This is a genomic window from Methylibium rhizosphaerae, assembly GCF_006386545.1.
GTDB classification, from domain to species: Bacteria; Pseudomonadota; Gammaproteobacteria; order Burkholderiales; family Burkholderiaceae_C; genus Pseudorivibacter; species Pseudorivibacter rhizosphaerae.
Window position 1 is genome coordinate 44,484 of sequence record NZ_SWAR01000020.1, and the last position, 23,869, is coordinate 68,352.

The following is a 23,869-nucleotide window of genomic DNA, read 5'->3' on the forward strand; positions in this document are numbered from 1 at the left end:
TGCTATGCCAAGCTCCGGTCGCCGACCGCGGCTTCTGCGCTACAGCGTGCCCACGAAGTAGCGCTTCAGGCCCGCCAGGACCATCTCCACCGCGATCGCGGTGAGCACGAGGCCCATCAGCTTCTCGAGGGCCGACACCATCGAGTGCCCCAGCAGCTTGCGAATGCGGTCGGCCGCCAGCAGCACGATGCCGCTGACCGCCATGGCCGCGGTCAGCGCGCCGAGCCATTCGGTGATGCGGTCGGGCTGGCGCGAGGCCAGCAGCAGCACCGTGGCCATGGCCGAAGGGCCGGCCAGCAGCGGCACCGCCAGCGGAAAGATGAAGGGCTCCCGCGCACCGCCGTCGGAGCTGTAGATCTCGGAGCCGGACGAGAAGATCATCCGGATCGCGATGATCAGCAGGATCACGCCGCCGGCCACCTCGAGCGAACGTTCCGACAGGTGCATGAGGCTCAGGAAGCCCTGGCCGGCAAACATGAAGGTCACCAGCACCCCGAAGGCGATCGCGACCTCGCGCACCGCCACGCGGGTGCGGCGCGCCGGCTCCACCCCGCGCAGCACCGAAATGAAGATGGGCAGGCTGCCGAACGGGTCGAGCACGAGGAGCAGCAGCACGAAGGCTGAAACGAAGCTGTGGTCCATGGGCGGCGATTGTCGCCGGGCCGGCGCGGCGATTGCCTCCTGCGCCGACGCGTGAAGTGCATCACGACCCGCCCCGCCGCCCTCGATCCGCGAGGCCGCGTTTGATTTCCGTCAATCAAGTCGCTGCCGCGCGTGCCGACTATCCGGTCGTGCGTCTGCGACGGCTCGGAGGGTTCGAAGCCGCGACAACAGGCGGACGTCGAGGGAGAAAGAGCATGACGCATGACCTGCGGGCAAGGTGGGGAAGATTCTCCTTGCCGCTTCTGGTGCTGGCCGCGGGTTCTGCGCTGTCGATGGCTGTGGGCCGCATCGCCGGGGAGGAGATCGAGCACCGCGCACAGACGCGTGTGGACGTGGCGGCCCAGGAAGCCGCCTACAAGGTCCGTGAGCGCTTCGACGCCTACACCGAGGTGCTGGTCGGGCTGCGCGCCCTGTTCAACACCGCGGAAACCGTCACGCCGGCGCAGTTCCGGCAATACGTCGAGGGCCTGAGCCTGGACAGCAAGTACCCGGGCTTCCAGGTGCTCAACTATGCGGCCCATGTGCCGGCGGCCGGCAAGGCGGCCTTCGAGCAGTCGCGCGGCATGCGCCTGGCCGGCGATCGCGCCGAATACTTCCCGCTCGTGCTGATCGAGCCGCTGGCCGGCAACGAGGCGGCGCTCGGCAAGGACCTGGGCACCGCGCCCAAGACGCTGGAGGCGCTGCAGGCGGCGCGCGACAGCGGCAGCCTCACCGCGTCGGGCCGCAAGATCCTCATCAAGGACAAGCAGTCGGACATCGGCCTGGCTGTGCGCCTGCCGGTCTACCGCACCGGCCACCCCACCGGCACCGTGGAGCAGCGCCGCGCCGCCTATATGGGTTCGGTGGGCGCCGGCTTCCGGGTGGCCCAGGTGATGAACGGCATCACCCAGGCCGGCGGCCCCGGCCTGCGCGTGCGCCTTTTCGATGCGGGGCCCGCGGGCGGCGGGGTGCGCGTCAGCCCGAGCAGCTCGGCCCCTTCGCCGCGGGAACTGCAGGCGGAGCACCTGCTGTTCGACAGCCTGCAGCCAGGCGCGTCCGCCCCGGCGAACGCCTTCGAACGCGTGCTGACGTTCGAGCTCGGCAACCGGACCTGGGCCATGCAGATCGACGTCGGCGCAGACACCGTCATCAGCCCGTTCGACCGGGCGCTGCCGTGGCTGCTGGTGGCCTGCGGCGTCGCCATCAGTTCGCTGGTGGCCGGCATCCTCTATTCGCTGATGACCTCGCGCCGGCGCGCACTGGCGCTGGCGCAGTCGATGACGCGGCACCTGCGCCGCAGCGAGCAGCACCTGGAAGAGGCGCAGCGCCTGGCCTCCCTGGGCAGCTGGGTGCTCGACCTGGACAGCGGCACGCTGAAGTGTTCGGACGAAGCGCGCCGCATCTTCGGCTTCGCCGGGCCGGCCGATGCCAACCTGGCCAGGCTTCTGGAGCGCGCCCCGGCCCAGGAGCGCGCGGCCATGGAGCTGCACTTCGCCTATGCGGCGCAGACCGGCCAGCGCAGCGAGTTCGAACAGCAGCTCAGGCTGCCCGACGGCACCGAACGGTGGGTGCACGTGATCGCCCAGCGCAGTGACGAGGACGACCAGCCCGAACTGCGCGGCACGGTGCGCGACGACACCCATCGCCGCAAGGGCGCGCAGCGGCTGCGGCTCGAACACGAGATCGCGCAGCTGCTGGTGAGCGACAGCGAGCCCGACCTCGTGATCGCGCGCGCGCTCGAAGCGGTGTGCTCCTACCTGCGCTGGGACTGCGGCGCCTTCTGGAGCGTCGAGGACGGCCTCGCGCAATGCACCGGCTCCTGGCACGGCGGCAGCAACGCGGCGCTCGACCAGTTCGCCCGCATCAGCCGCTCGCTCAGCTACCGCAGCGACGAAGGCGCACTCGGCCGCGCGTGGGCCAGCGGAGCCCTCACCACCGTGGACACCACCACCCAGGCGCGCGAATACACCCGCGAAGCACTGGCCGCGCAGGCCGACCTGCGCAGCTGCCTGGTGGTGCCGACCCAGCTGTCGGACAGCAGCGTGACGGCGCTGGAGCTGCACAGCCGCGCTCCGCTGTCCGACATCGACCCCGACACGCAGGAGTCGCTGCGCGCCATCGCGCTGCAGCTGGCGCAGTACCTGCAGCGCAAGCAGGCCGAGCAGCAGCTGCGCTACGTGGCCAACCACGACGCGCTGACCGGCCTGGCGAACCGCGCCGCCCTGCAGCACGACCTGACGCGCGCCATCAAGCGCAGCCAGCGGTGCCAGAAACGGGTGGCGGTGCTGTTCCTCGACATCGACCGCTTCAAGCACATCAACGACACGCTCGGCCACGGAACCGGCGACGCGATGATCAAGGCCTGCGCCCAGCGCCTGTCCGCGGTGCTGCGCGATGACGACGTGGTGGCGCGGTTCGGCGGCGACGAATTCGTGCTGGTGCTCGAGAACCTCTCGCAGGCCAGCGATGCAGCGGTGGTGGCCGACAAGGTGCTGGCCTGCTGTGCCGAGCCCTTCGTGATCGACGGGCGCGAGCTGCACATGTCGGCCAGCATCGGCGTGAGCATCTTCCCCGAGGACGGCAGCGACGGCGAGACGCTGCTCAAGAACGCCGACGCCGCGATGTACCGCGCCAAGGACAAGGGGCGCGGCAACTACCAGTTCTATGCCGCGCAGATGAATGCGCAGGGGACCGAGAGGCTGATGCTCGAAAGCGGCCTGCGCCGTGCCGTCGAGCGCGGCGAGCTGGAGCTGCACTACCAGCCGAAGATGGACCTGCGCAGCCAGCGCATCGTGGGCGTCGAGGCCCTGATGCGCTGGCGGCATCCGGTGCTGGGCATGGTGTCGCCGGCGCAGTTCATCCCCATTGCCGAGGAGACCGGCCTCATCGAGCCGATGGGCCGCTGGGCCCTGGAAGCCGCCTGCCGCGACGCCCGCAGCTGGCAGGACCGCGGGCTGCCGCCGGTGCAGATGGCGGTGAACCTGTCGACGCGCCAGCTGAGCAGCCCGACGCTGCTGTCCGACATCGCGGCGGTGCTGCAGGCCAGCCGGCTGGACCCGGCTCAGCTGGAGCTGGAGATCACCGAGAGCGCGATGATGAAGAACCCCGAGCATGCGGCCGCACTCCTGCAGCAGGTGCGCATGCTGGGCGTGGGGCTGGCCATCGACGACTTCGGCACCGGCTACTCATCGCTGTCGTACCTGAAGCGCTTCCCGCTTTCCACTGTCAAGATCGATCGCAGCTTCGTGAACGACCTGTCGCAGGACAAGGACGCGCAGGCGCTCACCGACGGCATCATCACCCTCGCCCACGGCCTTCGCATGAAGGTGGTGGCCGAAGGCGTGGAAACCGTCGGCCAGCTCGACTACCTGCGCGCGCGCGGCTGCGACGAGATCCAGGGCTACTGGCTGTGCAAGCCGCTGCCCGCCGAGGAGGCGTGCAAGTTCATGGCACGCCACCTGCGCAACCAGTTTGCTTCGCCGGTGGCGGCCTGAAGGGCCCCGGGTCCGCCACGGTCAGGCAAGACGCAACCCGGAGCGGTCGCGCCGGGTGCAACACACCATGGGAGAAACCATGACTCTTTCGAGCACGAGCAAGACACTGGAACAGACCCTCGAGGCGATCCAGGCAATGGACCTGACGCTGATCAAGTTCAAGGCCACCCGCGATGAAGACGGCTACGGCTGGTCGCCCGCCTACGCAGACGAGCTGGAGCTGGCCTACAAGCGCTACCTGATCCTGCATGCCAAGTACCCCGACCTGATGCTGGCGCCAGAGCGCGACGTCGATCGCTTCTGGCACATGCACATCCTGGATACGCGCAAGTACGCCGCCGACTGCGAAGCCGCCTTCGGCCGCTTCCTGCACCACTTCCCCTACCTCGGCCTGCGCGGCGAAGACGACGCCAAGGCGCTCGACGACGCCTTCGAGACGATGCAGCAGCTGCACCTGAAGGAGTTCGGCGAACCCATGGGCCAGCCGCGCGAAGCCGCGGCGGCCTGCGGCGCCCAAGTGGCGTCCGCGTGGTGCGGGGTGGAGCCGTCGGTGCAGGCGCAGGCGGCCTGGTGCGGGGTGGAGCCGCAGCAGAAGGCCCATGCCGCGTGGTGCGGGGTCGAGCCTTCGAAGCAGCAGGCCCGCGCGGCCTGGTGCGGGGTCGAGCCGCAGCAGGCCAAGGCGGCCTGGTGCGGCGTCGAGCCTTCGACGAAGTCGTAGACACGCCAGCCAGCCCACCCGGGCACGTCACACCAAGAATCAAGATCCAGGGAGAGTCGGGGTCCGGCGGCGAGCGCCGCCGGATCGCCGGCAGCAGTTCAGAAGATGGCGACCCGCCGCTGCCCGCTGGCATCGGCCGCGGCGCGGTACATGCCCTCGCAGTTGAACGGCATCGCGATGTGTCCGCCCGCGTCGACGGCGATCACGCCGCCGCTGCCGCCGAAACGCTTCAGCTCGCCCAGCACCACCTCGTCGCAGGCCTCGGCCAGGGCGGCGCCATGCCGTACCCGCGCCGCGATGTCGTGGGCCGCCGCGCAGCGCACGAACCATTCGCCATGGCCGGTGCCCGACACGGCCACCCGCTCGTCGGCCCAGGTGCCGGCGCCAATGACCGGCGTGTCGCCGATGCGCCCGGCCCACTTGGCCGTGCGCCCGCCGGTGGAGGTGGCCGCGGCGAGGCGGCCCTGCCCGTCGAGCGCCACCGCGCCGACGGTGCCGTGTTTCACCGATTCGGGCACGCCCGCGTCGCTGCCGCCCGCGCGCAGGCGGGCCAGCTCGCTTTGCAGCGCGATCCAGCGCGACTCGGTGCGGAAGTACTCGGGCGGCTCGAGCGCCAGGCCCTGCGCCGCGGCAAACGCCTCGGCGGCCTCGAAGCCCAGCGTCACATGCGGGCTGTGCTGCATCACCGCGCGCGCCAGCAGCACCGGGTTGCGCACCCGCCGCAGCCCGGTCACGCTGCCGGCGGCACGGGTGGACCCGTCCATCACGGCCGCTTCGAGCTCGATGAAGCCCTGGTCGTTGAACACCGCGCCGCGGCCGGCATTGAACAGCGGGTCGTCTTCGAGCGCCACCACGGCAGCCTGCACCGCGTCGAGCGCGGCACCGCCTTGCCGCAGCACGGCCAGGCCGGCATCGAGCGCGGCTTCCAGCCCGGCACGGTAGGCCGCCTCCCGCTCGGGCGTGAACTGGCTGCGCAGCAGCGTGCCGGCGCCGCCGTGGATCGCGATCGAGAAGCGGCTCATCGAGGCGCCAGCAAGGCCTGCAGGTGCCCGCGGATCTGCTGCACCGTGGGGGCATGGTGGAAGTACTCCACATGCGAGACCGGCGAGGCGTTGTAGCAGGCCGCACCCATCATGGCCGACTGCAGCGGAATGAGGCCGTCGCCTTCGGCCTCGAAACCGCCGAAGTCCTCGATCACATGGCGCCACAGGTTGCTCGGCCAGTCGGCCGCCAGGCCGGCGCGCCATTGCGAGCCCCAGGCCGCGACGATCTGCGGCGGCAGCGGCTCGCCGTTGGCACGCTCGCGCACCGCGTCGGGCGTGAGGTCCTGGAAGCCCGGCGGAATGTCGCCGGCCATGCCGCGCTCGAGGTTCTTCAGCTTGGCCATCTCGTCGCGGTCGAGCAGGCCGCGGGCCACCCGCCCCAGCAGGCCGACCGCACCGGCCAGGCCGACCCAGCGCTGGCCGACAGTGCCGAACACCGGCGTGCCGTCGTGCGGGGCGCCGGCGGTGAGCGCGCGGAAGTCCCAGTTCGGCCAGCGGTCGATGAACTGGGGGAGTGCGAAGCGCACCACCGCGCCGCCGCGCGAATGAGTGAGGAAGACCATGCGCCCGCGCGGCGCCTTGCCGATGACGTGCTGCTCCAGCAACTCGGCCAGCGCGGCGATGTTCTCGTCCAGCCGCACGAAGCTGTCGTGCTCGAAGCGCCAGGCGCAGGCCGTGTCGAGCACGTCCATGCCCGACCATGGCGTGCCGACATGCCCTTGCGCCTCGAGCGCGAGCCAGGCCTCGAAAGCGCCGCGCGCAGAGCTCAGTCCGCCATGCACCAGCACGACGTGGGTGCCGGCATCGACACCGGCGGCTTGCGCACCCTGCACCGGCCGGTAGGCGACCGCCGGCACCGAGGCCGGGGCCACGCAGGCACCGCGCTTCTCGACCTGCTTCCACTTGCGGGCGTCGATCGCCGGGGCCGGCAGCACCTGTGACCAGTAGGCCTCGTCGCCCTTCAGGCGCGAGATGAAGGTCGGGTCGCGGTCACGCCGCACGCCGCGCAGCCGGTCGACCCAGTTCATGACGAACTGCACCGCCTTCGCCAGCGGGCCGATCGGGCGCGGCAGGCGCTCGTACAGGATCACCGGCACGGCCACCAGGAGGCCGACGCCCGGGCGCAGGCTGCGCACGATCGTAGGCGCGGTGGCCTTGTCCGGCGGCGTGACCCAGCGCGGCACTCCGCGGTCGATCTCGATCAGCGGCTCGGCCAGGCCCACGCCGTCGCCGCGCAGGCTGCACGGTGCCCACGGCGACAGGTCATCCGGGGAGCGCGCGCCCCAATAGATGCGGGTTTCGATTTCGAGCCGCACACGCACGCGCTCGCGCTTGCGCCACGCGGGAGGGCAGTGCTCGAGCAGCGCTTGAGCCACCGCCTCCGGCGTGGCCACGTGCGGCAGGCGCAGGCGCAGCGTGCCGGCGCGCTCCCGCAGGATGGGAGCCATGACCCACAGCGGCGGGTGCCAGTCGGCCGCCGTGTCATGCCGGCCGGGAGTCGACGTGGCCGACCCCTTGCCCTGCGCGTCCCAGGCGCCGCGATGGTCGGTGCCCGGCAGGCCGCCCAGGCGCGCGCTGGCGCGGGCTTCCTCGTCGAGCAGCCGCGCGATGCCCTCGCTCTCGGCCATGTGGCCGGCAAACCAGCCGGGGCGGTGGGCCTTGAAGCGCTCCAGCACTTCAGCCGCGGTGAGCGGCGCATGCACCGAATCGACGGGCGTGCGCGCTGCGGCCATCAGGGGCGCGGCGCGCGTGGCCTCGGCGTCGGCCGCGCGGCCGTCGAAACCGGGGGCGTTGTCCTCGAAGCCGAGTTCCAGATCGAGCAGCAGGGTGTGTTCGGCCATGCGCGTCACCTCACGCCGAGTTTGAAAGCGATCATCGCGCGCAGCTTGTTGGGCACCACCGGCTTCACCAGCAGGTGGAAGTCGTGGCGCCGGGCGTCTTCTTCGTGGCCGCTCATGGTGCTGCCGGTGACCATGATGGTGGGCACCGGCCCGAAATGGCCGCGCAGCGCGACGATGGCATCGATGCCGGTGCTGCCCTCGGGCAGCCGGTAGTCGACGATCAGCAGGTCGGGCTTCACACGCAGCGGGTCCTGCGCGAGGGCCCAGGCGCGCGCATTGGTCACCGAATCGAAGCTCACCACGCTGGCGCCCCAGCCCTTGAGCAGCACTTCGAGCGCCTCGCTCACGGCCGGCTCGTCCTCGACCACGACGATCAGGCGGTGGTCCAGCGTGAGGCCGATGGGCCCCTTGGGCGCGGCCGCCGGCCCGGCAACCCGCGGCGGCGAGCCGATGGGCAACACCAGCGTGAACACACTGCCGCGGCCGGGCACCGAGCGCACCGACAGTGGCGCGCGCATCAGGTCGGCCAGGCGCTTGACGATGGCCAGCCCCAGGCCCAGGCCCTTGCGGTGGTGCGCCTCGAGCGGCCGGCCGCCCTGCACCTGGTAGAACTCCTCGAAGATGCGGCTGCGTTCCTTTTCGGCGATGCCCACCCCGGTGTCCCACACCTGCAGCTTGAGCTGGCCGCCGCTGGTGCGGCAGGTCACGAGGATGCCGCCATCTTCGGTGTATCGGATGGCGTTGGACACGAGGTTGCGCAGGATGCGCTCGACCAGCAGCGGGTCGGCGTGCGCGTAGTGGCGCTCGCCGCGGAAGTCCAGCACCAGGCCCTTCTCGAACGCGGTGGGCTCGAAGGTCAGGCGCAGCCGTCCGAAGATGTCGCGCACCGAGAAGTCCTGCGGGTTCGGGTCCACCCCGCCGGTGTCGATGCGGGTGATGTCGAGCAGTTCGCTGAACAGGCCCTCGAGCGCATCGACCGAGCTGTTGATGCTGTTGACCAGCTGGCTCACCTCTGCGTCGTTGCGGCTCTTCTGCCGCAGCGCTTCGGCGAACAGCCCCAGCGCATGCAGCGGCTGGCGCAGGTCGTGGCTGGCGGCGGCGAAGAACTGGGTCTTGGCGCGGTTGGCCACCTCGGCCTGGCGGCGTGCCTCCTCGGCGGCGATCTTCTCGGTGCGCAGCTGCTCCATCAGGTGTTCGGTGCGGACCTTGAGCTCGACGATGTTGTCGTACACCTTGCGGTAGTTGCGGCCCATGATCGCCGCGATCATGAAGACGAACACGATCATGGCCGCCAGCTCGATGTCGCTGACACCGCCGCTGTAGAGCACGCGCGCCGCGATGGGCAGCAAGGTGGCCGCGGCGAAGACGTGAAAGACCGCGCCCTGGTGTGCCAGCAGCTGGATGGCTCCGAGCGTGTAGGCGTAGACGGTGACGATGAGCGCCGTCTTCTGCGCGGTGTCGCCCCACTCGTAGAGCAGCCACACCCCCACGCCCCAGAACAGGCCGCTCACCACGGTGAGGGTGTTCCACTGCCTGCGCCAGCGCAGCAGCGCGTCGATGCCCAGTTCGGCCACCTGGGGGTAGCGGCGATAGAGCAGCCAGCGCAGCAGCATGAGCCCGAAGAAGGGCACCAGCCACGCCACCATGTTCACCGCCGGCGTGGCGCGCCAGAACATGCCGTAGATGAGCAGCACGCCCACCGTGTTGGCGATCAGCGAGGCGGGCGTCTGCTGGTACAGCCCGCGGATGTCGTCCTGCAGCCGGCCCTGCTGCACGGGGGCCGGGGGTGTCGTGGTCTTGAGGGGCAGGCTAGCTGACACGTGTGATCTCCGGGGGCACGGCGGTGTTGAACGCGATGGCGGACTTTACGCGCGCCTGCCCGGGTGCGAGCACTTTCTGAGGACTGCTGCGCCAACCCGGCAGCAGTCGGCCGCCGTCGTCGGTGACCAGCGTGGGGCTCAGCAGGTCGACGCGCTGCGCCTCGGAATCGAAGTCGCCACGGCTGAAGGGCACAGTCTCCGGCGGCGCCAGGTCGGTGCCTGCCACGAAGGTGCGCCCGGGCGCGGGGTAGAACCCGGTCGTGCACATGTCGCCCACATCCAGCAGCGACGCGGTCCAAGAGCGGCGATGGCGCAGCAGCCTCGGCAGGTCGTGCGCCAGCTTGGCGAGGCGGTGGCGCGGCGCGTAGATCTGCTGCAGGGTCTCGCGGTAGGCGTTCACGAAGCGATCGAGCGGCGAGCGCTGCGGATCGAGCACCAGCGTGTAGCCGTTGAAGTCGTTCAGGTTGGCGTTGGGCAGGAACTTCGGCGGGTCGCCGGCCGCCATGCGATGGAAGAACGGCGTGCCTGGGAACGGGGTCTCGAACGACACGAAGCTCGGCACGTGCAGGCCGCAATCCCTGAGGTGTGCAGGCAGCGAACGGATGTAGTCCTCGTCGTCGTGCACCGGGCTCACGAGCAGCCCGGCGATCACCAGGATGCCTTCCTGAAGGCTCTGCTCGATCGCCTCGCCGATCTTGGCGATGTTGTTCTGCGGCTTCGCAATGTCGGCCAGCGTCTGCGGGTTGAAGGTCTCCAGCCCGACGAACACCGAGCGGCAGCCGCTGTCGTACATCAGCTTGAGCAGCTCCCGGTTGGCGATGACGTTGAAGGTGAGGCAGGCTCCCCAGCGAACGTCCAGCGGCTTGAGCGCGTTGCACAGCTCGCGGAACCACTTCAGGTTGCCGGCCAGGTTGTTGTCGTAGAACATGACCAGCCGGCCCTTCCAGTCGGGCACGCCGGCCTGTCGCAACGCCTCCCTCGCGGCCCGCACGTCGCGCACCACCGATTGCACCGGCCGCAGGGCATGGCCGTTGCCCAGCGCGGTCAGCACGCAGAAGTCGCAGGTATAGGGGCAGCCGCGGGTCGCCTCCACCGCCAGCGGAAAAAGCTGCTGGGCGGCCACCGGCGCCACGTCGGGCGTGGGCACGAGACCGGGCTGGTAGCCACCCGAGCGGTACACCGGCCGCAGGCAGTTGGATCGCACGTCCTCGGCGATGCGCGCCACCGTGTCCTCCGGCTCGCCGATCACCACCGCGTCGAAGTAGGGCTGGCACAGATGGGTGTAGGTCGAGGCCATCGCACCGCCGAGCACCGTGCGGGCGCCGCGGCGGCGGTAGTAGTGGCTGATCTGCCTCGCCCGGTCGAAGTCGGAGTGCATGCACGACAGGAACACGAGGTCGTAGCTCTTCGACCAGTCGGGGTCGTCCCAGGTGTCGTTGACGATCTCGACCTCGCACCAGTCGGGCAGCAGCGCGGCGATCAACGGCCCGATCTGCGGCTGCAGCGCGCCGCGGTGATGCGCCCCGCGGCGGTGGTAGTCGACGAACACCGAAATGATGGCCACCCGCATGATTGACTGCCCTCGCGTTGCCCAGCACCACGGCGGCAGGCGAAAGCCCCGCCTGCCGGCACTGCCCCCAATGGCCCTCAGGCCGTCACTTCGAACCGGACCGGCTGCCGCTGCTTCTCACTTGCGAAGCGATCGGCCAGGGCCCTGGCCACCGCTTCACCCGATCTGGCCCCCGATTCGTGAAACCCATCGTCGGTCCAGGCGCCGCAGAACCAGGTGTTGCCGGTTCCCTGCAAGGCCGGCAGGCGCTGCTGCGCGCTGGCCGTCGACAGGTCGAAAACCGGGTGGTCGTATTCGTGGCGGGCCAGCACGTACCGGCCGTCGATCGGGCGGCACGGATTGAGCGAGGCAAACACCGGCGTGTCCAGGCCCAGAGGCTGCAGGCGGTTGAGCCAGTAGTGGACGCACGGACCGCGGGCATGCACTTCGTCGGCCGGGCCCACACCCTGCTCATAGTTCCACGCGCACCATGCCGACTTCGGCCCGGGCATGACCGAGGCGTCGGTGTGCACCACGCTCTCGTTGCGCCGCCACCGGAAGGCGCCAAGCACGGCGCGCTCGCCGTCGGTGGCGTCCTGCGCCAGCAGGCGCAGCGCGTGGTCGGCATGGCAGGCGAACACCACGTGATCGAAATGCTCCTGGCGACCTTTCACCTCCAGATCGACCCGCGTTTCACCGGCACGCAGCACCCTGCGGACCGCGAGGACCGGGGTCTCGGGCTGCACGCGGTGACCGAGCTCGCGCAGCCTTTGCACGACCCGCCTCACGTAGGTCCTCGACCCGCCGAGCACGGTGGACCAGGGCTCCTTGCTGCCCACGTCGAACAGGCCATGGAGATGGCCGAAGCGCAACACCAGGGCCGCCGGAAACTGCGCCATTTCGCGCAGCGCGCAGCCCCACACGCTGGCCAGCATGGGCAGCACGAAGCAGTCGCGCAGCGTGGCGCTGAAGCGATGACGGGCAAGGAAGTCGCCGAACGTGCCCTGGCCGCCGGCCTGCAGCGCCGCTTCGCGGGTGGCCTCGCGCTGGAAGCGCAGGAACTCCGCCAGGGCGCGCCAGTACCGCGGCCGCAAGAGGTTGCGGCGCTGGGCAAACACCGCATCGAGACCCGGCCCCGCCCAGACCAGCCGGCGCCCGGGCACCTGCACCGAAAACGACAGCTGCTGGGGAACCACCTGCACGTCGAGTTCAGCGAACAGGGTCAGCAGCGTGGTGTAGCTCTTCTCGCTCAGCGAACTGAAGGCGATGTCGGCCTCGACCGGCCGGCCGGCCACGGACAGGTCCACGGTGTGCGCATGACCGCCGAAGTCCGCCGAGGACTCGAACAGCGTGACATGGGCATGCGCGGCGAGGCGATACGCAGCGGTCAGGCCGGAGACGCCGGCACCGACCACGGCCACGCGCCTCATGCGGCGGCACGGCCCGCCAGGCGCCGTGCGGACTTCAGAAGAGCAGGCATGGAAGGCCTAACGGCTGGGTCGCCAGGCCGAAAAACCGCCCTGCTGCGTCATCTGGCTCACCGCCAGCACGGCTTGCGTCCGGGAGCTGACGCCCAGTGCGCGCAGCACCGCAGCGACGTGGTCCTTCACGGTTTCGACCGAAAGATTGAGCTCGCGGGCGATGAGCTTGTTGGGCTTGCCCTGCAGCAGCAGCGCCAGCACGTCGGTCTGGCGCGGCGTGAGGCCGAGCGAAGCCAGCGGCGGCGGCTTCTGGAAGTCGCTGGCGGAGGCCTCGCGGCGCACCACCCGCAGGTACCCCGGCGTGGTGTCGGTCTCCTGCACGGACGGCGCCGTGCCGCTGCCCATGGTCATGGGCGGCACATAGATGCCGCCGGACATGACCAGGCGCAGCGCCTCGAAGAGCTGTTCGTTGCTGGCGCGCTTGGGCACGAAGCCCATCGCGCCCATGTCGATCGAGCGGATGACGTCGCTGGTGCGGTCGGAGGCCGACACCACCACCACCGGCAGGGCGGGATAGGTCTCGCGCAGGTCGGCCAGCAGGTCGAAGCCGTTGGCGTCGCCCAGTTGCAGGTCGAGCAGCACGAGGTCGAAATCGGAATCGGCGGCCAGTGCCGCACGGGCTTCGCGGGCGCTGCCGGCACCGGCCACCGTGACGTCGTCGCCCAGGCCCTTGATCACCGTCTGCAGGGCAGAGAGGATGAGCGGGTGGTCGTCGATCAGCAGCACTTTCATTGCGTTTCGCTCTTTCCTCGGCTGCCTGCTCGTGGCGGCAGCGCGGTCTCGTTGTGACTCTCGCCTGTGCGCGCGATCCTAATTCAGCGGCCCCGTTCCACCACACCCCCCTCACGGGGGTGTGATGAGCTCCGGCGGCCGGCCCGCCTGCTCAGACGAAGCGACGGGTCAGCGACTCGGCCACGCACACCGGCTTGGCCGAACCTTCCTGCTCGATCGAGGCTTCGATGGTGAGCTGTGCCCCGCCTTCGATCTCCTCGTAGCCGAGCAGCCTGAAGTGCGCCCGCAGCCTGCTGCCCACCGGCACCGGCGCGGTGAAGCGCACCCGGTTGAGGCCGTAGTTCACGCCCATGTGCGAGTCGGCCACCGCGAACGCCGTCTCGAAGAACACCGGCAGCAGGCTGAGGGTGAGGAAGCCGTGGGCGATGGTGGTGCCGAACGGGCCTTTCGCGGCGCGTTCTGCGTCCACGTGGATCCACTGGTGGTCGCCGGTGGCACGGGCGAACTCGTCGATGCGCGACTGCTCCATGGTGAGCCAGTCGCTGACCCCGATCTCCTGGCCGACCAGGGCTTCGAGGTCCTTCAGATGCGCAAACGTCTTCATGCAGCAAAGGCGCGCAGCGCCCGCGGGTAGTGGCGACCGGCCCGATGGTGCCGGCGCGCGGCGGCGGCGTCAGTCACCTGCGCGCCACGGGCGGGCGCTACTGGGCAGCCCACGCGGTGACCGGCGCCCATTGCTCCAGGTCCTTCTCGACCCGTCCGGGCGCCACGTCCCACAGCGTGAGGCCGCGGGCTGCGAGGTGCACGTAGTTCTGGGTGTCGCGCAGGTGGGTGAGCACCGGCGCCCCTAGCGTCTCGAGGAAGCTCTTGAGCTGGTCGGCGGCGATGGTGTGGTCCTTCACCCGGTTGCCGACCACCGCCACCTTCACCTTGTCGTGCTTGCGGCGTACCTGCAGCTCGGCCACGAAGGCCCGCGTGGCGTAGATGTCGAAGATGCTGGGCTGCAGCGGCACGAGCACGTAGTCGGCCAGCTTCATCACCTCGTCGAGCCGCTTGCCGTGCAGGCCCGCCGGGGTGTCGATCACCACGTGGGTGGTGCCCTTGGGCGGCTTGACGATGTCTTCGTGGTCGGTGTCCCAGGTGGCGATGGTTGGGAGCTCGGGCGGGCGCAGCGACAGCCAGGTGCGGGCCGACTGCTGGCGGTCCACGTCGCCCAGCATCACCGCATGCCCCTGGCGGGCCAGCCAGCCGGCCAGGTTGGTCGACAGCGTGGACTTGCCCACGCCTCCCTTCGGATTGGCCACCACGATGACCGGCATTGCGCGCTCCTACCGTTGTGTCGATCGGGTATGTTAGCGGCGACTTTCAAGACGAACTCCCAGGATCAACCCATATGGCCCGTGCCCTCGTGCTGCTCGCCCACCCCGACCTGCGCCATTCGCGCGTCACCCGCGCCCTCATGGCAGCGATGCAGCCCTTGCAAGGGCCGGGCCTGGCAGTGCGCGACCTCTACGCGCTCTACCCCGACTACGTGATCGACGTGCCCGCCGAGCAGGCCGAACTGGCCAAGGCCGATCTCGTCGTCTGGCTGCACCCCTTCCACTGGTACAGCATGCCCTCACTGATGAAGCTCTGGCTGGACGAGGTGCTGGCCTACGGCTGGGCCTACGGCCACGACGGCCGGGCACTCGAGGGCAAGGACCTGTGGCTGGTCACCTCCACCGGCGGCGGCGAGTCTGCCTACCATCCGGCCGGCTACAACCGCTATTTCTTCGACGCCTTCATGCCCCCCTACGAACAGACCGCTGCGCTGTGCGGCATGCGTTTCCTGCCGCCGATGGTGTTGCACGCCGCCCACAAGGTCGACACCGCCAGCCTGCACAAGCATGCCGCGCTGTTCGCCGAGCGCCTGGCCAGCTACCCCGCCTGGCCCGAGCTCGCCGAGCTCGAAGAGCGCGAGATCTGCGACGTGCCCGAAGCCGACCGGCCGCAGGACGCGGTGGCCGTCTGATCCGACCCGAAGCCTCCCATCGAGAGACTCCTGCATGGAACACAGCTCCTGGCTCACGTCGAGCCTCGTCTTCCTGGCCGCCGCGGTGCTGGCGGTGCCCCTGGCCAAGGCGCTCGGCCTGGGTTCGATCATCGGGTACCTGGCCGCCGGCATCGTCATCGGGCCGTTCGGCCTGAAGCTGGTGGACGACCCCAACACCCTGCTGCATTTCGCCGAATTCGGCGTGGTGCTGATGCTCTTCCTGGTGGGCCTGGAGCTCGAGCCGCGCCGGCTGTGGGCGCTGCGCCGGCCGATCTTCGGCTGGGGCATGGCCCAGGTGCTGGCCTGCGCCGCGGTGATGGCGGGTGCCGCCATGCTGGCTGGCGTGCCGTGGCGCATGGCGGTGGTGGCCGCGCTCGGCCTGGCGCTGTCGTCCACAGCGGTGGCCCTGCAGGTCATGGCCGACCGCAACCTGATGCCCACGTCGTCGGGGCAGGCTGGCTTCTCGATCCTGCTGTTCCAGGACGTGGCCGCCATTCCGATCCTGGCGCTGATCCCGCTCCTGGGCACCGCCGCGGCCGACGACGGCAACGTGTGGGTCGAGGCCGCGCGGGCGGCCGGCGTCATCGCGGCCATCGTGCTGGTGGGCCGCCTGCTGCTGCGCCATGCCTTCCGCTGGATCGCCCGCAGCCGCACGCCGGAGATCTTCACCGCCGCCTCGCTCGGGCTGGTGGTGGGCATCGCCGCGCTGATGCAGGCGGTGGGGCTGTCGATGGCGCTGGGCGCCTTCCTGGGCGGCGTGCTGCTGGCCGAGAGCGAATACAAGCGCGAGCTCGAAACCGACGTCGAGCCGTTCAAGGGCCTGCTGCTCGGCCTGTTCTTCATGGCCGTGGGCATGAGCATCGACTTCGGCGCCCTGCTCGCCCGCCCTGGCGTGGTGGCGCTGATCCTGGTCGGCTTCCTGGTCCTGAAGGCGGTGGTGCTGTGGATCATCGCGCGGGCCATGGCCCTGCCCTACCAAGAGCGGCCGGTGTTCACGCTGCTGCTGGCCCAGGGCGGGGAGTTCGCCTTCGTGGTGTTCCAGCAGGCCGCGGGCGCGCGGGTCTTCAGCGCCGAGGCGGGTTCGGTGCTGATCGGCGCGGTGGCGCTGAGCATGGTGCTCACGCCGCTGCTGCTGGTGGTGATCGACCGCTTCGTGATCCCGCGCTATGCCGACTGCGACGTGCCGGCGCTGGCGGAGCTGGCCGAACCGCAGGACGCGCCGGTCATCATTGCCGGCTTCGGCCGCTACGGGCAGATCATCGGCCGCCTGCTGTATGCCAACGGCCTCAAGGCCACCGTGCTGGACCACGACGCAGAACAGGTGGAAACGGTGCGGCGCTTCGGCTTCACCGTGTACTACGGCGACGCGACCCGGCTCGACCTGCTGCGCACCGCCGGCGCAGCCTCGGCGCGGGTGCTGGTGCTGGCCATCGACGACATGGAGCAGAGCCTCAAGGTGGCCGACCTCGCGCGCGCGCACTTCCCGCAGCTCACCGTGGTGGCGCGGGCCCGCAACGTGCAGCACTACTACGCGCTGCGCGACCGCGGCGTCGCGTTCGTCGAGCGCGAGACGCTGGACTCGGCGCTGGCCAGCGGGCGCAGCGTGCTCGAGCAGATGGGCTGGCTGCCGCACCATGCGCGGCAGCTGGCGATGCGCTTTCGCCGCCACAACGTCGAGCAGGTCGAACGCATGTGGCCGCACCACAAGGACCAGGCGCAGCTCATGGCCATGTCCAAGGCCGGGCGCCAGCAGCTCGAGGAGCTGTTCGCCCAGGAACGCGCGCAAACCAAGGAGCGCAAGGTCGAAGGCTGGGGCGGCTGAGCACGCATGCCGCCGACGCAGCTGCAGGCCTACCGGGTCGCCCGCCGCCTCACCGCCTCGATGTAGGCCTCGCCGTCCGGCGGCAGGCCGCTGCGCTGCGAAGCCCAGATCATTTCGCCCAGGCATTCCATCGCCTCGTGCTGCGCCTCGTGCATGGAGCCGCGCCGGTGCGCCAGCAGTTCGACCGCCTGCTTGATGCCGCGCGGCTGGTCGATGCTCACCTGCTCGGAGATCGACAGGTGCATCGACAGGTGCAGGAACGGGTTGGTCCGCCCCTCCTCCACCGTGTAGCTGGCGGCCACGGCCGCATCGGCATCCGACAGGTCGTCGAAGTACTCCGGATGCTGCGAGATCCAATCCGCCGCCAGCGCCTCCAGCGGCGTCAACGGCTCCTTCGCCCGGTCCTTGCGAAAGGTCTCGCAGAAGAAAAGGCGCACTTCGTGCTGGCTGGGTTCGAACATTCCACAATTGTCGCCTCCGACCACAAAGCCCTGCCAACATGAACGTGACCACCGAACAGCTCTTCACCGAGGCGCGCACCCACAACGTCTGGCTCGACGAGCCTGTGTCCGACGAGCAGTTGCGCCAGCTCTACGACCTGCTGAAGTGGGGCCCGACGTCGGCCAACTGCAGCCCGATGCGGGTGATCTTCTGCAAGTCGCCCGAGGCCAAGGCGAAGCTGGTGCCGCTCATGGACCCGGGCAACCGCGAAAAGACCGGCAAGGCGCCGGTGACGGCCATCATCGGCATGGACATGGCCTTCTACGACCAGCTGCCCAAGCTCTTTCCGCACACCGACGCGCGTCCGTGGTTCGCCGGCAAGGAGGCCAAGATCGCCGAGACGGCCTTTCGCAACAGCAGCCTGCAGGGCGCCTACCTCATGCTTGCGGCGCGCGTCATCGGGCTCGACTGCGGGCCGATGAGCGGCTTCGACGCAGCCGGCGTGGATGCGGCCTTCTGGGCCGGTACCACGGTGAAGACCAACTTCGTCTGCAGCCTGGGCCATGGCGACAGCACCCGGCTGTTCCCCCGCAGTCCGCGGCTCACCTTCGAAGAAGCCTGCAGCATCGCCTGATGCTGCCGCCGGTCATCACCGACCCTGCGTTCTATGCGGTGGCCGTGCCGGCCGTGCTGCTGATGGGCGTTTCCAAGAGCGGCTTCGGCGCAGGCTTCGGTGCACTGGCCGTGCCGCTGATGGCGCTGGCCGTTCCGGTGCCGCAGGCGGCTGCCATCCTGCTGCCGCTGCTGCTCGTGATGGACGTGCTGGGCCTGGCCGCGCTGGTGAAGGAAGCCGACCGCGGCCTGCTGCGGCTGCTGCTGCCTGCCGGCCTGCTGGGCACGGTGATCGGCACCGTGCTGTTCGGCCTGCTGCCGGCGCATGTGGTGGCCGGCGTGGTGGGCGCGCTCACGCTGCTGTTCCTCGCGCAGCGGCTGTTCTTTCCGGCACAGGCCGATGCACCGCCGCCTCCGCGCTGGCTGGGCTTCGCGCTCGGCACGGCCTCCGGCTTCACCAGCTTCGTGGCCCATGCGGGCGGGCCGCCGGTGAGCGTGTACCTGCTGCCACTGCGCCTGCAGCCGGTGGTGTTCACCGCCACGATGGCGGTGTTCTTCGCGGCGGTGAATGCGTCGAAGTGGGTGCCCTACGCCTGGCTCGGGCTCATCGACCTCACCAACATGGCCACCTCGGTGGCGCTCATGCCGCTGGCGCCGCTGGGGGTGTGGCTGGGCGTGCGTTTCGTGCGGCGGGTGGACCAGCGGCTGTTCTACCGGCTCATCTACCTGGGCATGTTCCTCACCGGCACCAAGCTGCTGTGGGACGGCCTGCGCTGAGCCTGCGGCCGTCAGCTTCCCGTCAGACGCGGCAACGAAGGCGAGCCGTGCTGCGTCCGCAAGCGCGCAGCGCCTCGTATGTGCTTGCCGTGACACCACCAACCCTCAAGGAGCTGCCCGATGTCGACCCGCAAGATCCTCGCACTTTGCCTGCCTGCCCTGCTCGCCGCCTGCGCGGCCGGCCCCACGCCGAAGCCGCCTGCTGGCGTTCCGGTGCCGGAGGCCTTGAAGGCCGCGCCCGATGAATCGCTGCTGGCGGTGGTGGGGGCCACCGGCGTGCAGATCTACGAATGCCGTGCGAAGAAGGACCAGCCCTCGGCGGTGGAATGGGCCTTCGTGGCGCCCGAGGCCGAGCTGCAGGACGACCAGGGAAAGCGCATCGGCCGGCACTACGCCGGGCCGCACTGGGAATCGCAGGACGGCAGCCGGATCGCCGGCACGGTGAAGGCCCGAGCCGATGCACCCGACGAAGGCGCCATTCCCTGGCTGCTGCTCAGCACGCGATCGGCCGGGCCGGCCGGCGCCTTTGCGAAGGTGACCAGCATCCAGCGCATCAACACCCAGGGCGGCATGGCGCCCAGCAGCGGCTGCACCGCCGCCACGCTGGGCCGGCAGGAGCGCGTGGGCTACACCGCGGACTACCTGCTGTTCACGAAGCGTTGACAGGCCGATCCCTGGCCCGCAGCTCGCTCGGCGACATGCCGTAGGCCGCGCGGAAGGCCTTGCTGAAGTGGCCGGGGTCGGTGAAGCCCCAGTGCCGGGCGATCTCGGCGATGTGCCTGGACATCAGTGCGCGGCTGCCCAGGTCGCGCCGGCACATCGCCAGGCGCTGGTCGCGGATGTAAGCCGACAGGGTGCTGCCGCTGCCCTCGAACAGCTTGTGCAGGTTGCGTTCGGACATGCGGAAGGCCCGCGCCAGCGAGGCAATGCCGAGCGCCGGATCCGCCAGATGCCGGTCGATGTGGCGCTGCACCTGCTCGAGCAAGGCCTGCCTCAGACGGGGCGACGGCAACGATGGCTGCTCGCCGAGGCACACACCCAGCAGGTCGAGGGTGGCGTCGAGCACCGGCTCGCGACTGGCCGGAGGCAGCTCGCCGAAACGCCGCATCAGCGCACGGAAGTGGTCGGCGAACAGCGCGCCCGCCCCATGGCGTCCGCCCATCGGCCGGCCCACCAGGTCGCGGACCCGGGGCATGCGCCGCAGCAGCTCGCGCTCGGGCACCAGCAGCGACATCTGGCGCAGCTGCTGCCCGGTGGCGAAGGCCATCGGCCGCGTGCTGTCCCACAAGGTGAACATGCCCTCGGTGAGGTGCACCTCCTGGTCGTCACCGAAGCGCAGTGTCTCGCTGCCCTCGGCGATCATCACCACGGTGAGGTAGGCCTCGTCGTCGCGGACGATCTGCGCGCGGCTGCGCGTACCGCTCACCCGCACCGGTGCCGTGCAGTCCGTGAGGCGCATGCCCTCGAAGCGGTGCTGGCGCATGGAAGCGGGGAACTGCTCGCAGGCGACCTGGGGGATGTCCCAGCTCAGGTGCGCATCGACGATCACCTCGCGCCAGGCGTCGAACTGGCGGCCCGGCGGCAGCGCCGAGGTGGTCCATACATCGGTCGGGGCGCGTTCGATGACAGGGCTTGCAACGTTCATGGCCTGTTCGCTCAATGAAGGGAAGGGTCGCTTCGAGACGACCCGCCAGCGTAGGGGATGCACGATCCGAAGGCATTACGCAACGGTGACCATACCCTGACGGGCCGGTGAATCTCGCGCCCGGCGCCTAGCGACCGAAACTCAGCGTGCCGATCAGGTAGATCTCCCGGCTGCGATCGATGAAGATCTTCTTCTTCGACGTCACGGTATAGGTCTCGCCCGAGGGCCTGGTGATGGCTTCCTCGTTGACGTTTTCGGCGTGCGACCGGAACACCACGTCGTCCATCCGCCAGAACACGTCGGCCTGGCGCTCCGGAAAGAAGTCGTAGTCCGACTTGCCCAGCAGGCCCTCTCTCTGCTGCCCGACCAGCCTGCAGAACTCGCGGTTGAGAAACACCCAGCGGTGGTCCTGGTCCTTCACGAAGACCGGGTCCGGCATCGAGTCGATCATGTTGAACAGCGAGGCATTGGCGCTGCGCAATTCGTCCACGACGCTCATCTTCTCCCGCTCGTCTTCCAGCAGACCGTCCAGCTGCGCCGCCACGCCCCGCGTACCGACGAGCCGGTGGGCATGCGCGAGGTGGATCCGGGCCGTCTGGTGGTCGCCCCGGCTTTCGTGGATGCGGCCGAGCGCATGGTGGACCGCCGCCTGGGTCGCCGCAGCCCGGCCTGCCTTGCGGCTCAGCAGCCTGGCCGCCAGCACCATGGCGGCATCGTGGTCTGCCAGCATCAAGGCGTGCAAGAGCCCCATCACCTCGCGCCGGTTTTCCGAGGGCTGCGCGAGCGGGTTGTCGAAATGGTGGTTGACGGACCGCCCCTGCACCAGAGCCATCAGATCGGCGTCTGCGGCCTCCTGCACTTCCGCCACGAAGCAGTAGCCACGGCGGCGGCTCGTCACGATGACGCAGGGCCGGCTGCCGTGGTCACCAATGGCCCTGCGTGCCTTCTGGATGGCGGTGGCGATCACGCCATCGGAGACATGCCGGCTCTTCCAGACCCGCTCGACGAGCTGATCTTTCGAAACCACATGGCCGCGATGGCGGATCAGGAAGACGAGCAGGTCGAAAGGCAGCGGCTCGATGGGCTGGTCTGCCCCATTCAATGCGACTTGCCGGCGATGCACATGCACCTCGCAGCGCTCGAACCGGAATATCTCTGCCTTCATGCCACGCGCAACAACTCAACAACGACGCGCCGACCAGGCCCCGTAGGCAGGCAGCTGCGATCGATCGGATGCTACGTGCTTGCCCGAGGCCGCAGGTGGCGAAGTGCGTGAATATGTCTCGACCTCGCGACAGCGGCCGACGCCGCCAGGCGACATCACGGTGCCTGTGCGCGCCATTCGCTCGGCGACACGCCATAGGCGGCACGGAAGAGCTTGCTGAAGTGCCCCGGATCGGTGAAGCCCCAGTGCAGGGCGATCTCGGCGACCTGACGCGCCATCAGGCTGCGGCTGACGAGGTCGCGCCGGCACATCGCGAGGCGCCGCTCGCGTATGTAGGCACTGACCGTCGTGCCGGTCCCTGCGAAAAGCTTGTGGAGGTTGCGCTGCGACATCCGGAAGCTGCGTGCCAGCGAGGTGACGCCGAGTTCCGGATCCGTGAGGTGCCTTTCGATGTGGCGCTGCACCTGCTGGAGGCTGAACCGCCCCAGCCGGGGTGATGGCAGTTCCGGTTGCTCGTGCAGGCATGCACGCAGCAGCTCGAGTGTCGTGTCGAGCACCAGCTCGCGGCTGGCTGCAGGCAACGCGGCGAAGTGAAGCATCAGGGAACGGCAATGGTCCAGGAACAGGCCGCCTGCTCCGTGCGACCTCATCGGGCGACCGATGAGATCTTGCATCCGCGGCATGCGGCGCAACATCTCGGCCCCGGAAATCGGCACCGACATCTGGTGCAGCCGCGTACCGGCTGCCAGGCTCATCGAGCGCGTGTCGTCGCACAACATGAACATGCCCTCGGCCAGATGCACTTGTCCGTCAGGCCGCAGGTGCAGCGTTTCGCTGCCGTCGCGTGCCATCACCACGGTGAGGTGGCTGTCGCCGTCGTGTGGGGCCGGCGAGTTGCGGGCGTGCAGGATTCCCTCGTCGTGGAACGTGTTCATGGCTTGTCGGCGCAGAGGGCGGGCTGCCCTGGTCATGCGACGGCAGGGTAGTGGACGGCGGCACCCCAAACATCAAGGAACCATCGACGTTCGGTGACGAACCGTCGACGGATCGCACCGGCCTGCCATCGGCGAGCTGCGCCGTCGCACGTGCCGTCCCGCGGCCGGCGGATACGCAGCGTGTACAGGGCGCAACAACGGCTGGTTCAGGACTGAACGGTCGCGGGTATGAAAGCGAACCGGCACCACCCGCGCCATCCTTTGGCAAGCGAAGCTCGCTAGCCTGCGGCTCAGATCCGGCCGGCCTACCCGCCAGTCCGGACGCCGACGACCTCGTGCTGCAGCAGCGGCACGAGGTCGTGAAGACCTTACCAACGCTGAACGCACCTCTTCCATGAAGTTCCAGACCCAGACCCTGATGCTCACCGCGACACTGTGTGCCGCCCTGGCTGCCTGCGGCGGCGGCGACGACGAGCCGGCGCCCAGCAGCCCTGCCGCACCGGCCGCCGCCACCTTCGGCGACTGCTTTGCGCTTTCGGAGGGCGTGGCCTACACGATGAGCGATCCCGACCAGGGCGGGGCCGACGACGCCAACACCGTCGTCAAGGAATCCTTCGAGGGAGCGACCCGCACCGCCGTGGTCGAAATGGTGAACGCCACGACGACCCGCAGTGCCGCGACCTATTGGACGACGGAGTCCAACGGCATTCGCTTCTGGGGCGACCTCGTCTACGAGGGCGGTGTGGCCGAGCAGAAGGCGGTGCACTCCGCCGGCTTCCTGCTGCCGCTCAACGTCGCGGCCGGACAGTCCGCCAACCTGAGCTTCACCGACACCGTCACTCAGTTGACCGGCCCCACCGCAGGGCAGGCCGAGACCATTGCGCGCCAGGCCACCTGGACCTTCGAAGGTTTCGAGTCGCTGACCCTGAATGGCCATGCATTCACCAACACCTGCAGGGTCAAGGTGGCCGAGGCCGGCAACACGGAAGACGGGCCGTCGACCTTCTGGTTCGCCAGGGGCTTCGGCATCGTCAAGTACCAGCACACCAACGCCGCCGGCCAGGTGGTCGAGTCCTCGGCGGTGGTCACGGTGACCAAGTCACCGCTCGAGTGGTGATGC

Annotated in this window: 21 protein-coding genes; 8 read left to right on the forward strand and 13 right to left on the reverse strand. The window is 69.6% G+C overall.

Going from position 1 to position 23,869, the window contains the following annotated elements; translation table 11 throughout:
- Positions 1–39: 39 nt before the first annotated feature.
- Positions 40–642 (reverse strand): MarC family protein, encoded by a 603-nt coding sequence (locus E8D38_RS15285; protein WP_140632456.1) that lies wholly within the window; start codon positions 640–642, stop codon positions 40–42.
- Positions 643–896: 254 nt separating this feature from the next.
- On the opposite strand from E8D38_RS15285, the gene E8D38_RS15290 reads away from it, so the two are divergent.
- Positions 897–4,136 carry a bifunctional diguanylate cyclase/phosphodiesterase gene (locus E8D38_RS15290; RefSeq protein WP_246099513.1) on the forward strand — a complete coding sequence of 1,080 codons (3,240 nt, stop codon included), beginning with the start codon at positions 897–899 and terminating at the stop codon, positions 4,134–4,136.
- A 79-nt stretch (positions 4,137–4,215) separates the two neighbouring features.
- Positions 4,216–4,854, forward strand: coding sequence for a glycine-rich domain-containing protein (locus tag E8D38_RS15295; protein ID WP_140632462.1), 639 nt, complete (start codon positions 4,216–4,218; stop codon positions 4,852–4,854).
- Between the two features lie 98 nt (positions 4,855–4,952).
- Here the strand turns inward: E8D38_RS15295 and E8D38_RS15300 are convergent, their stop codons facing one another.
- The 8 genes from E8D38_RS15300 to E8D38_RS15335 form a co-directional block, all read right to left on the reverse strand.
- Complete coding sequence (locus E8D38_RS15300) at positions 4,953–5,876, reverse strand: isoaspartyl peptidase/L-asparaginase family protein (RefSeq protein ID WP_140632465.1); 924 nt, start codon at positions 5,874–5,876, stop codon at positions 4,953–4,955.
- Entirely contained in the window at positions 5,873–7,738 is a 1,866-nt protein-coding gene (locus E8D38_RS15305; protein ID WP_140632468.1) for a lipase family protein, read from the reverse strand. The genes E8D38_RS15300 and E8D38_RS15305 overlap by 4 nt, the downstream gene beginning before the upstream one ends.
- 5 nt (positions 7,739–7,743) lie before the next feature.
- Positions 7,744–9,558, reverse strand: coding sequence for an ATP-binding response regulator (locus E8D38_RS15310; RefSeq protein WP_246099514.1), 1,815 nt, complete (start codon positions 9,556–9,558; stop codon positions 7,744–7,746).
- On the reverse strand, positions 9,548–11,128 hold the full coding sequence (locus tag E8D38_RS15315) for a B12-binding domain-containing radical SAM protein (RefSeq protein WP_140632471.1): 1,581 nt from the start codon (positions 11,126–11,128) through the stop codon (positions 9,548–9,550). Before E8D38_RS15315 ends, E8D38_RS15310 begins: the two co-directional genes overlap by 11 nt.
- A 77-nt stretch (positions 11,129–11,205) precedes the next feature.
- Positions 11,206–12,537, reverse strand: coding sequence for an NAD(P)/FAD-dependent oxidoreductase (locus tag E8D38_RS15320; RefSeq protein ID WP_140632474.1), 1,332 nt, complete (start codon positions 12,535–12,537; stop codon positions 11,206–11,208).
- Between the two features lie 57 nt (positions 12,538–12,594).
- Positions 12,595–13,320: a response regulator gene (locus E8D38_RS15325; protein WP_140632477.1), complete on the reverse strand. Its 726-nt coding sequence runs from the start codon at positions 13,318–13,320 to the stop codon at positions 12,595–12,597.
- A gap of 151 nt (positions 13,321–13,471) precedes the next feature.
- Positions 13,472–13,924: a MaoC family dehydratase gene (locus tag E8D38_RS15330; protein ID WP_140632480.1), complete on the reverse strand. Its 453-nt coding sequence runs from the start codon at positions 13,922–13,924 to the stop codon at positions 13,472–13,474.
- Between the two features lie 97 nt (positions 13,925–14,021).
- The gene (locus E8D38_RS15335) at positions 14,022–14,639 is read right to left on the reverse strand and encodes a ParA family protein (protein ID WP_140632483.1); all 618 of its coding nucleotides are present in this window, start codon (positions 14,637–14,639) and stop codon (positions 14,022–14,024) included.
- 74 nt (positions 14,640–14,713) lie between these two features.
- Between E8D38_RS15335 and kefF the strand changes: the two genes are divergently transcribed.
- Together kefF and kefC are read left to right on the forward strand one after the other, a co-directional pair.
- Positions 14,714–15,331, forward strand: coding sequence for a glutathione-regulated potassium-efflux system oxidoreductase KefF (kefF, locus tag E8D38_RS15340; RefSeq protein ID WP_140632486.1), 618 nt, complete (start codon positions 14,714–14,716; stop codon positions 15,329–15,331).
- Between the two features lie 34 nt (positions 15,332–15,365).
- Positions 15,366–17,174, forward strand: coding sequence for a glutathione-regulated potassium-efflux system protein KefC (kefC, locus tag E8D38_RS15345; RefSeq protein ID WP_140632489.1), 1,809 nt, complete (start codon positions 15,366–15,368; stop codon positions 17,172–17,174).
- A gap of 29 nt (positions 17,175–17,203) precedes the next feature.
- Here kefC and E8D38_RS15350 read toward each other — a convergent pair whose 3' ends face one another.
- Positions 17,204–17,635 carry a DUF1841 family protein gene (locus tag E8D38_RS15350; protein WP_140632492.1) on the reverse strand — a complete coding sequence of 144 codons (432 nt, stop codon included), beginning with the start codon at positions 17,633–17,635 and terminating at the stop codon, positions 17,204–17,206.
- A 38-nt stretch (positions 17,636–17,673) separates the two neighbouring features.
- Between E8D38_RS15350 and E8D38_RS15355 the strand changes: the two genes are divergently transcribed.
- From E8D38_RS15355 to E8D38_RS15365, 3 genes are all read left to right on the forward strand, one after another.
- A complete protein-coding gene (locus tag E8D38_RS15355; protein ID WP_140632495.1) occupies positions 17,674–18,249 on the forward strand; it encodes a malonic semialdehyde reductase in 576 nt (191 codons plus the stop codon).
- Positions 18,249–19,004: a sulfite exporter TauE/SafE family protein gene (locus E8D38_RS15360; RefSeq protein ID WP_140632498.1), complete on the forward strand. Its 756-nt coding sequence runs from the start codon at positions 18,249–18,251 to the stop codon at positions 19,002–19,004. Before E8D38_RS15355 ends, E8D38_RS15360 begins: the two co-directional genes overlap by 1 nt.
- 120 nt (positions 19,005–19,124) lie before the next feature.
- Complete coding sequence (locus tag E8D38_RS15365; protein ID WP_140632501.1) at positions 19,125–19,667, forward strand: DUF3455 domain-containing protein; 543 nt, start codon at positions 19,125–19,127, stop codon at positions 19,665–19,667.
- Here E8D38_RS15365 and E8D38_RS15370 read toward each other — a convergent pair.
- The 3 genes from E8D38_RS15370 to E8D38_RS15380 all read right to left on the reverse strand — a co-directional run bounded on the left by E8D38_RS15370 (position 19,654) and on the right by E8D38_RS15380 (position 22,749).
- Entirely contained in the window at positions 19,654–20,649 is a 996-nt protein-coding gene (locus tag E8D38_RS15370) for an AraC-like ligand-binding domain-containing protein (RefSeq protein WP_140632504.1), read from the reverse strand. The two genes, E8D38_RS15365 and E8D38_RS15370, sit on opposite strands and share 14 nt — an antisense overlap.
- 127 nt (positions 20,650–20,776) lie before the next feature.
- Positions 20,777–21,814, reverse strand: a complete 1,038-nt coding sequence (locus E8D38_RS15375) for a winged helix-turn-helix domain-containing protein (RefSeq protein ID WP_140632507.1) — start codon at positions 21,812–21,814, stop codon at positions 20,777–20,779.
- A 155-nt stretch (positions 21,815–21,969) separates the two neighbouring features.
- Positions 21,970–22,749 carry a helix-turn-helix domain-containing protein gene (locus E8D38_RS15380; protein WP_181179157.1) on the reverse strand — a complete coding sequence of 260 codons (780 nt, stop codon included), beginning with the start codon at positions 22,747–22,749 and terminating at the stop codon, positions 21,970–21,972.
- Positions 22,750–23,143: 394 nt separating this feature from the next.
- Between E8D38_RS15380 and E8D38_RS15385 the strand changes: the two genes are divergently transcribed.
- Positions 23,144–23,866 (forward strand): hypothetical protein, encoded by a 723-nt coding sequence (locus tag E8D38_RS15385; RefSeq protein WP_140632513.1) that lies wholly within the window; start codon positions 23,144–23,146, stop codon positions 23,864–23,866.
- Positions 23,867–23,869 lie beyond the last annotated feature (3 nt).

Coding starts and splice junctions, on each gene's coding strand:
- E8D38_RS15285 (WP_140632456.1), bottom strand. CDS start 642: ATGGACCACAGCTTCGTTTCAGCCTTCGTGCTGCTGCTCCTCGTGCTC.
- E8D38_RS15295 (WP_140632462.1), top strand. CDS start 4,216: ATGACTCTTTCGAGCACGAGCAAGACACTGGAACAGACCCTCGAGGCG.
- E8D38_RS15300 (WP_140632465.1), bottom strand. CDS start 5,876: ATGAGCCGCTTCTCGATCGCGATCCACGGCGGCGCCGGCACGCTGCTG.
- E8D38_RS15305 (WP_140632468.1), bottom strand. CDS start 7,738: ATGGCCGAACACACCCTGCTGCTCGATCTGGAACTCGGCTTCGAGGAC.
- E8D38_RS15315 (WP_140632471.1), bottom strand. CDS start 11,128: ATGCGGGTGGCCATCATTTCGGTGTTCGTCGACTACCACCGCCGCGGG.
- E8D38_RS15320 (WP_140632474.1), bottom strand. CDS start 12,537: ATGAGGCGCGTGGCCGTGGTCGGTGCCGGCGTCTCCGGCCTGACCGCT.
- E8D38_RS15325 (WP_140632477.1), bottom strand. CDS start 13,320: ATGAAAGTGCTGCTGATCGACGACCACCCGCTCATCCTCTCTGCCCTG.
- E8D38_RS15330 (WP_140632480.1), bottom strand. CDS start 13,924: ATGAAGACGTTTGCGCATCTGAAGGACCTCGAAGCCCTGGTCGGCCAG.
- E8D38_RS15335 (WP_140632483.1), bottom strand. CDS start 14,639: ATGCCGGTCATCGTGGTGGCCAATCCGAAGGGAGGCGTGGGCAAGTCC.
- kefF (WP_140632486.1), top strand. CDS start 14,714: ATGGCCCGTGCCCTCGTGCTGCTCGCCCACCCCGACCTGCGCCATTCG.
- kefC (WP_140632489.1), top strand. CDS start 15,366: ATGGAACACAGCTCCTGGCTCACGTCGAGCCTCGTCTTCCTGGCCGCC.
- E8D38_RS15350 (WP_140632492.1), bottom strand. CDS start 17,635: ATGTTCGAACCCAGCCAGCACGAAGTGCGCCTTTTCTTCTGCGAGACC.
- E8D38_RS15355 (WP_140632495.1), top strand. CDS start 17,674: ATGAACGTGACCACCGAACAGCTCTTCACCGAGGCGCGCACCCACAAC.
- E8D38_RS15360 (WP_140632498.1), top strand. CDS start 18,249: ATGCTGCCGCCGGTCATCACCGACCCTGCGTTCTATGCGGTGGCCGTG.
- E8D38_RS15365 (WP_140632501.1), top strand. CDS start 19,125: ATGTCGACCCGCAAGATCCTCGCACTTTGCCTGCCTGCCCTGCTCGCC.
- E8D38_RS15370 (WP_140632504.1), bottom strand. CDS start 20,649: ATGAACGTTGCAAGCCCTGTCATCGAACGCGCCCCGACCGATGTATGG.
- E8D38_RS15375 (WP_140632507.1), bottom strand. CDS start 21,814: ATGAAGGCAGAGATATTCCGGTTCGAGCGCTGCGAGGTGCATGTGCAT.
- E8D38_RS15380 (WP_181179157.1), bottom strand. CDS start 22,749: ATGAACACGTTCCACGACGAGGGAATCCTGCACGCCCGCAACTCGCCG.
- E8D38_RS15385 (WP_140632513.1), top strand. CDS start 23,144: ATGAAGTTCCAGACCCAGACCCTGATGCTCACCGCGACACTGTGTGCC.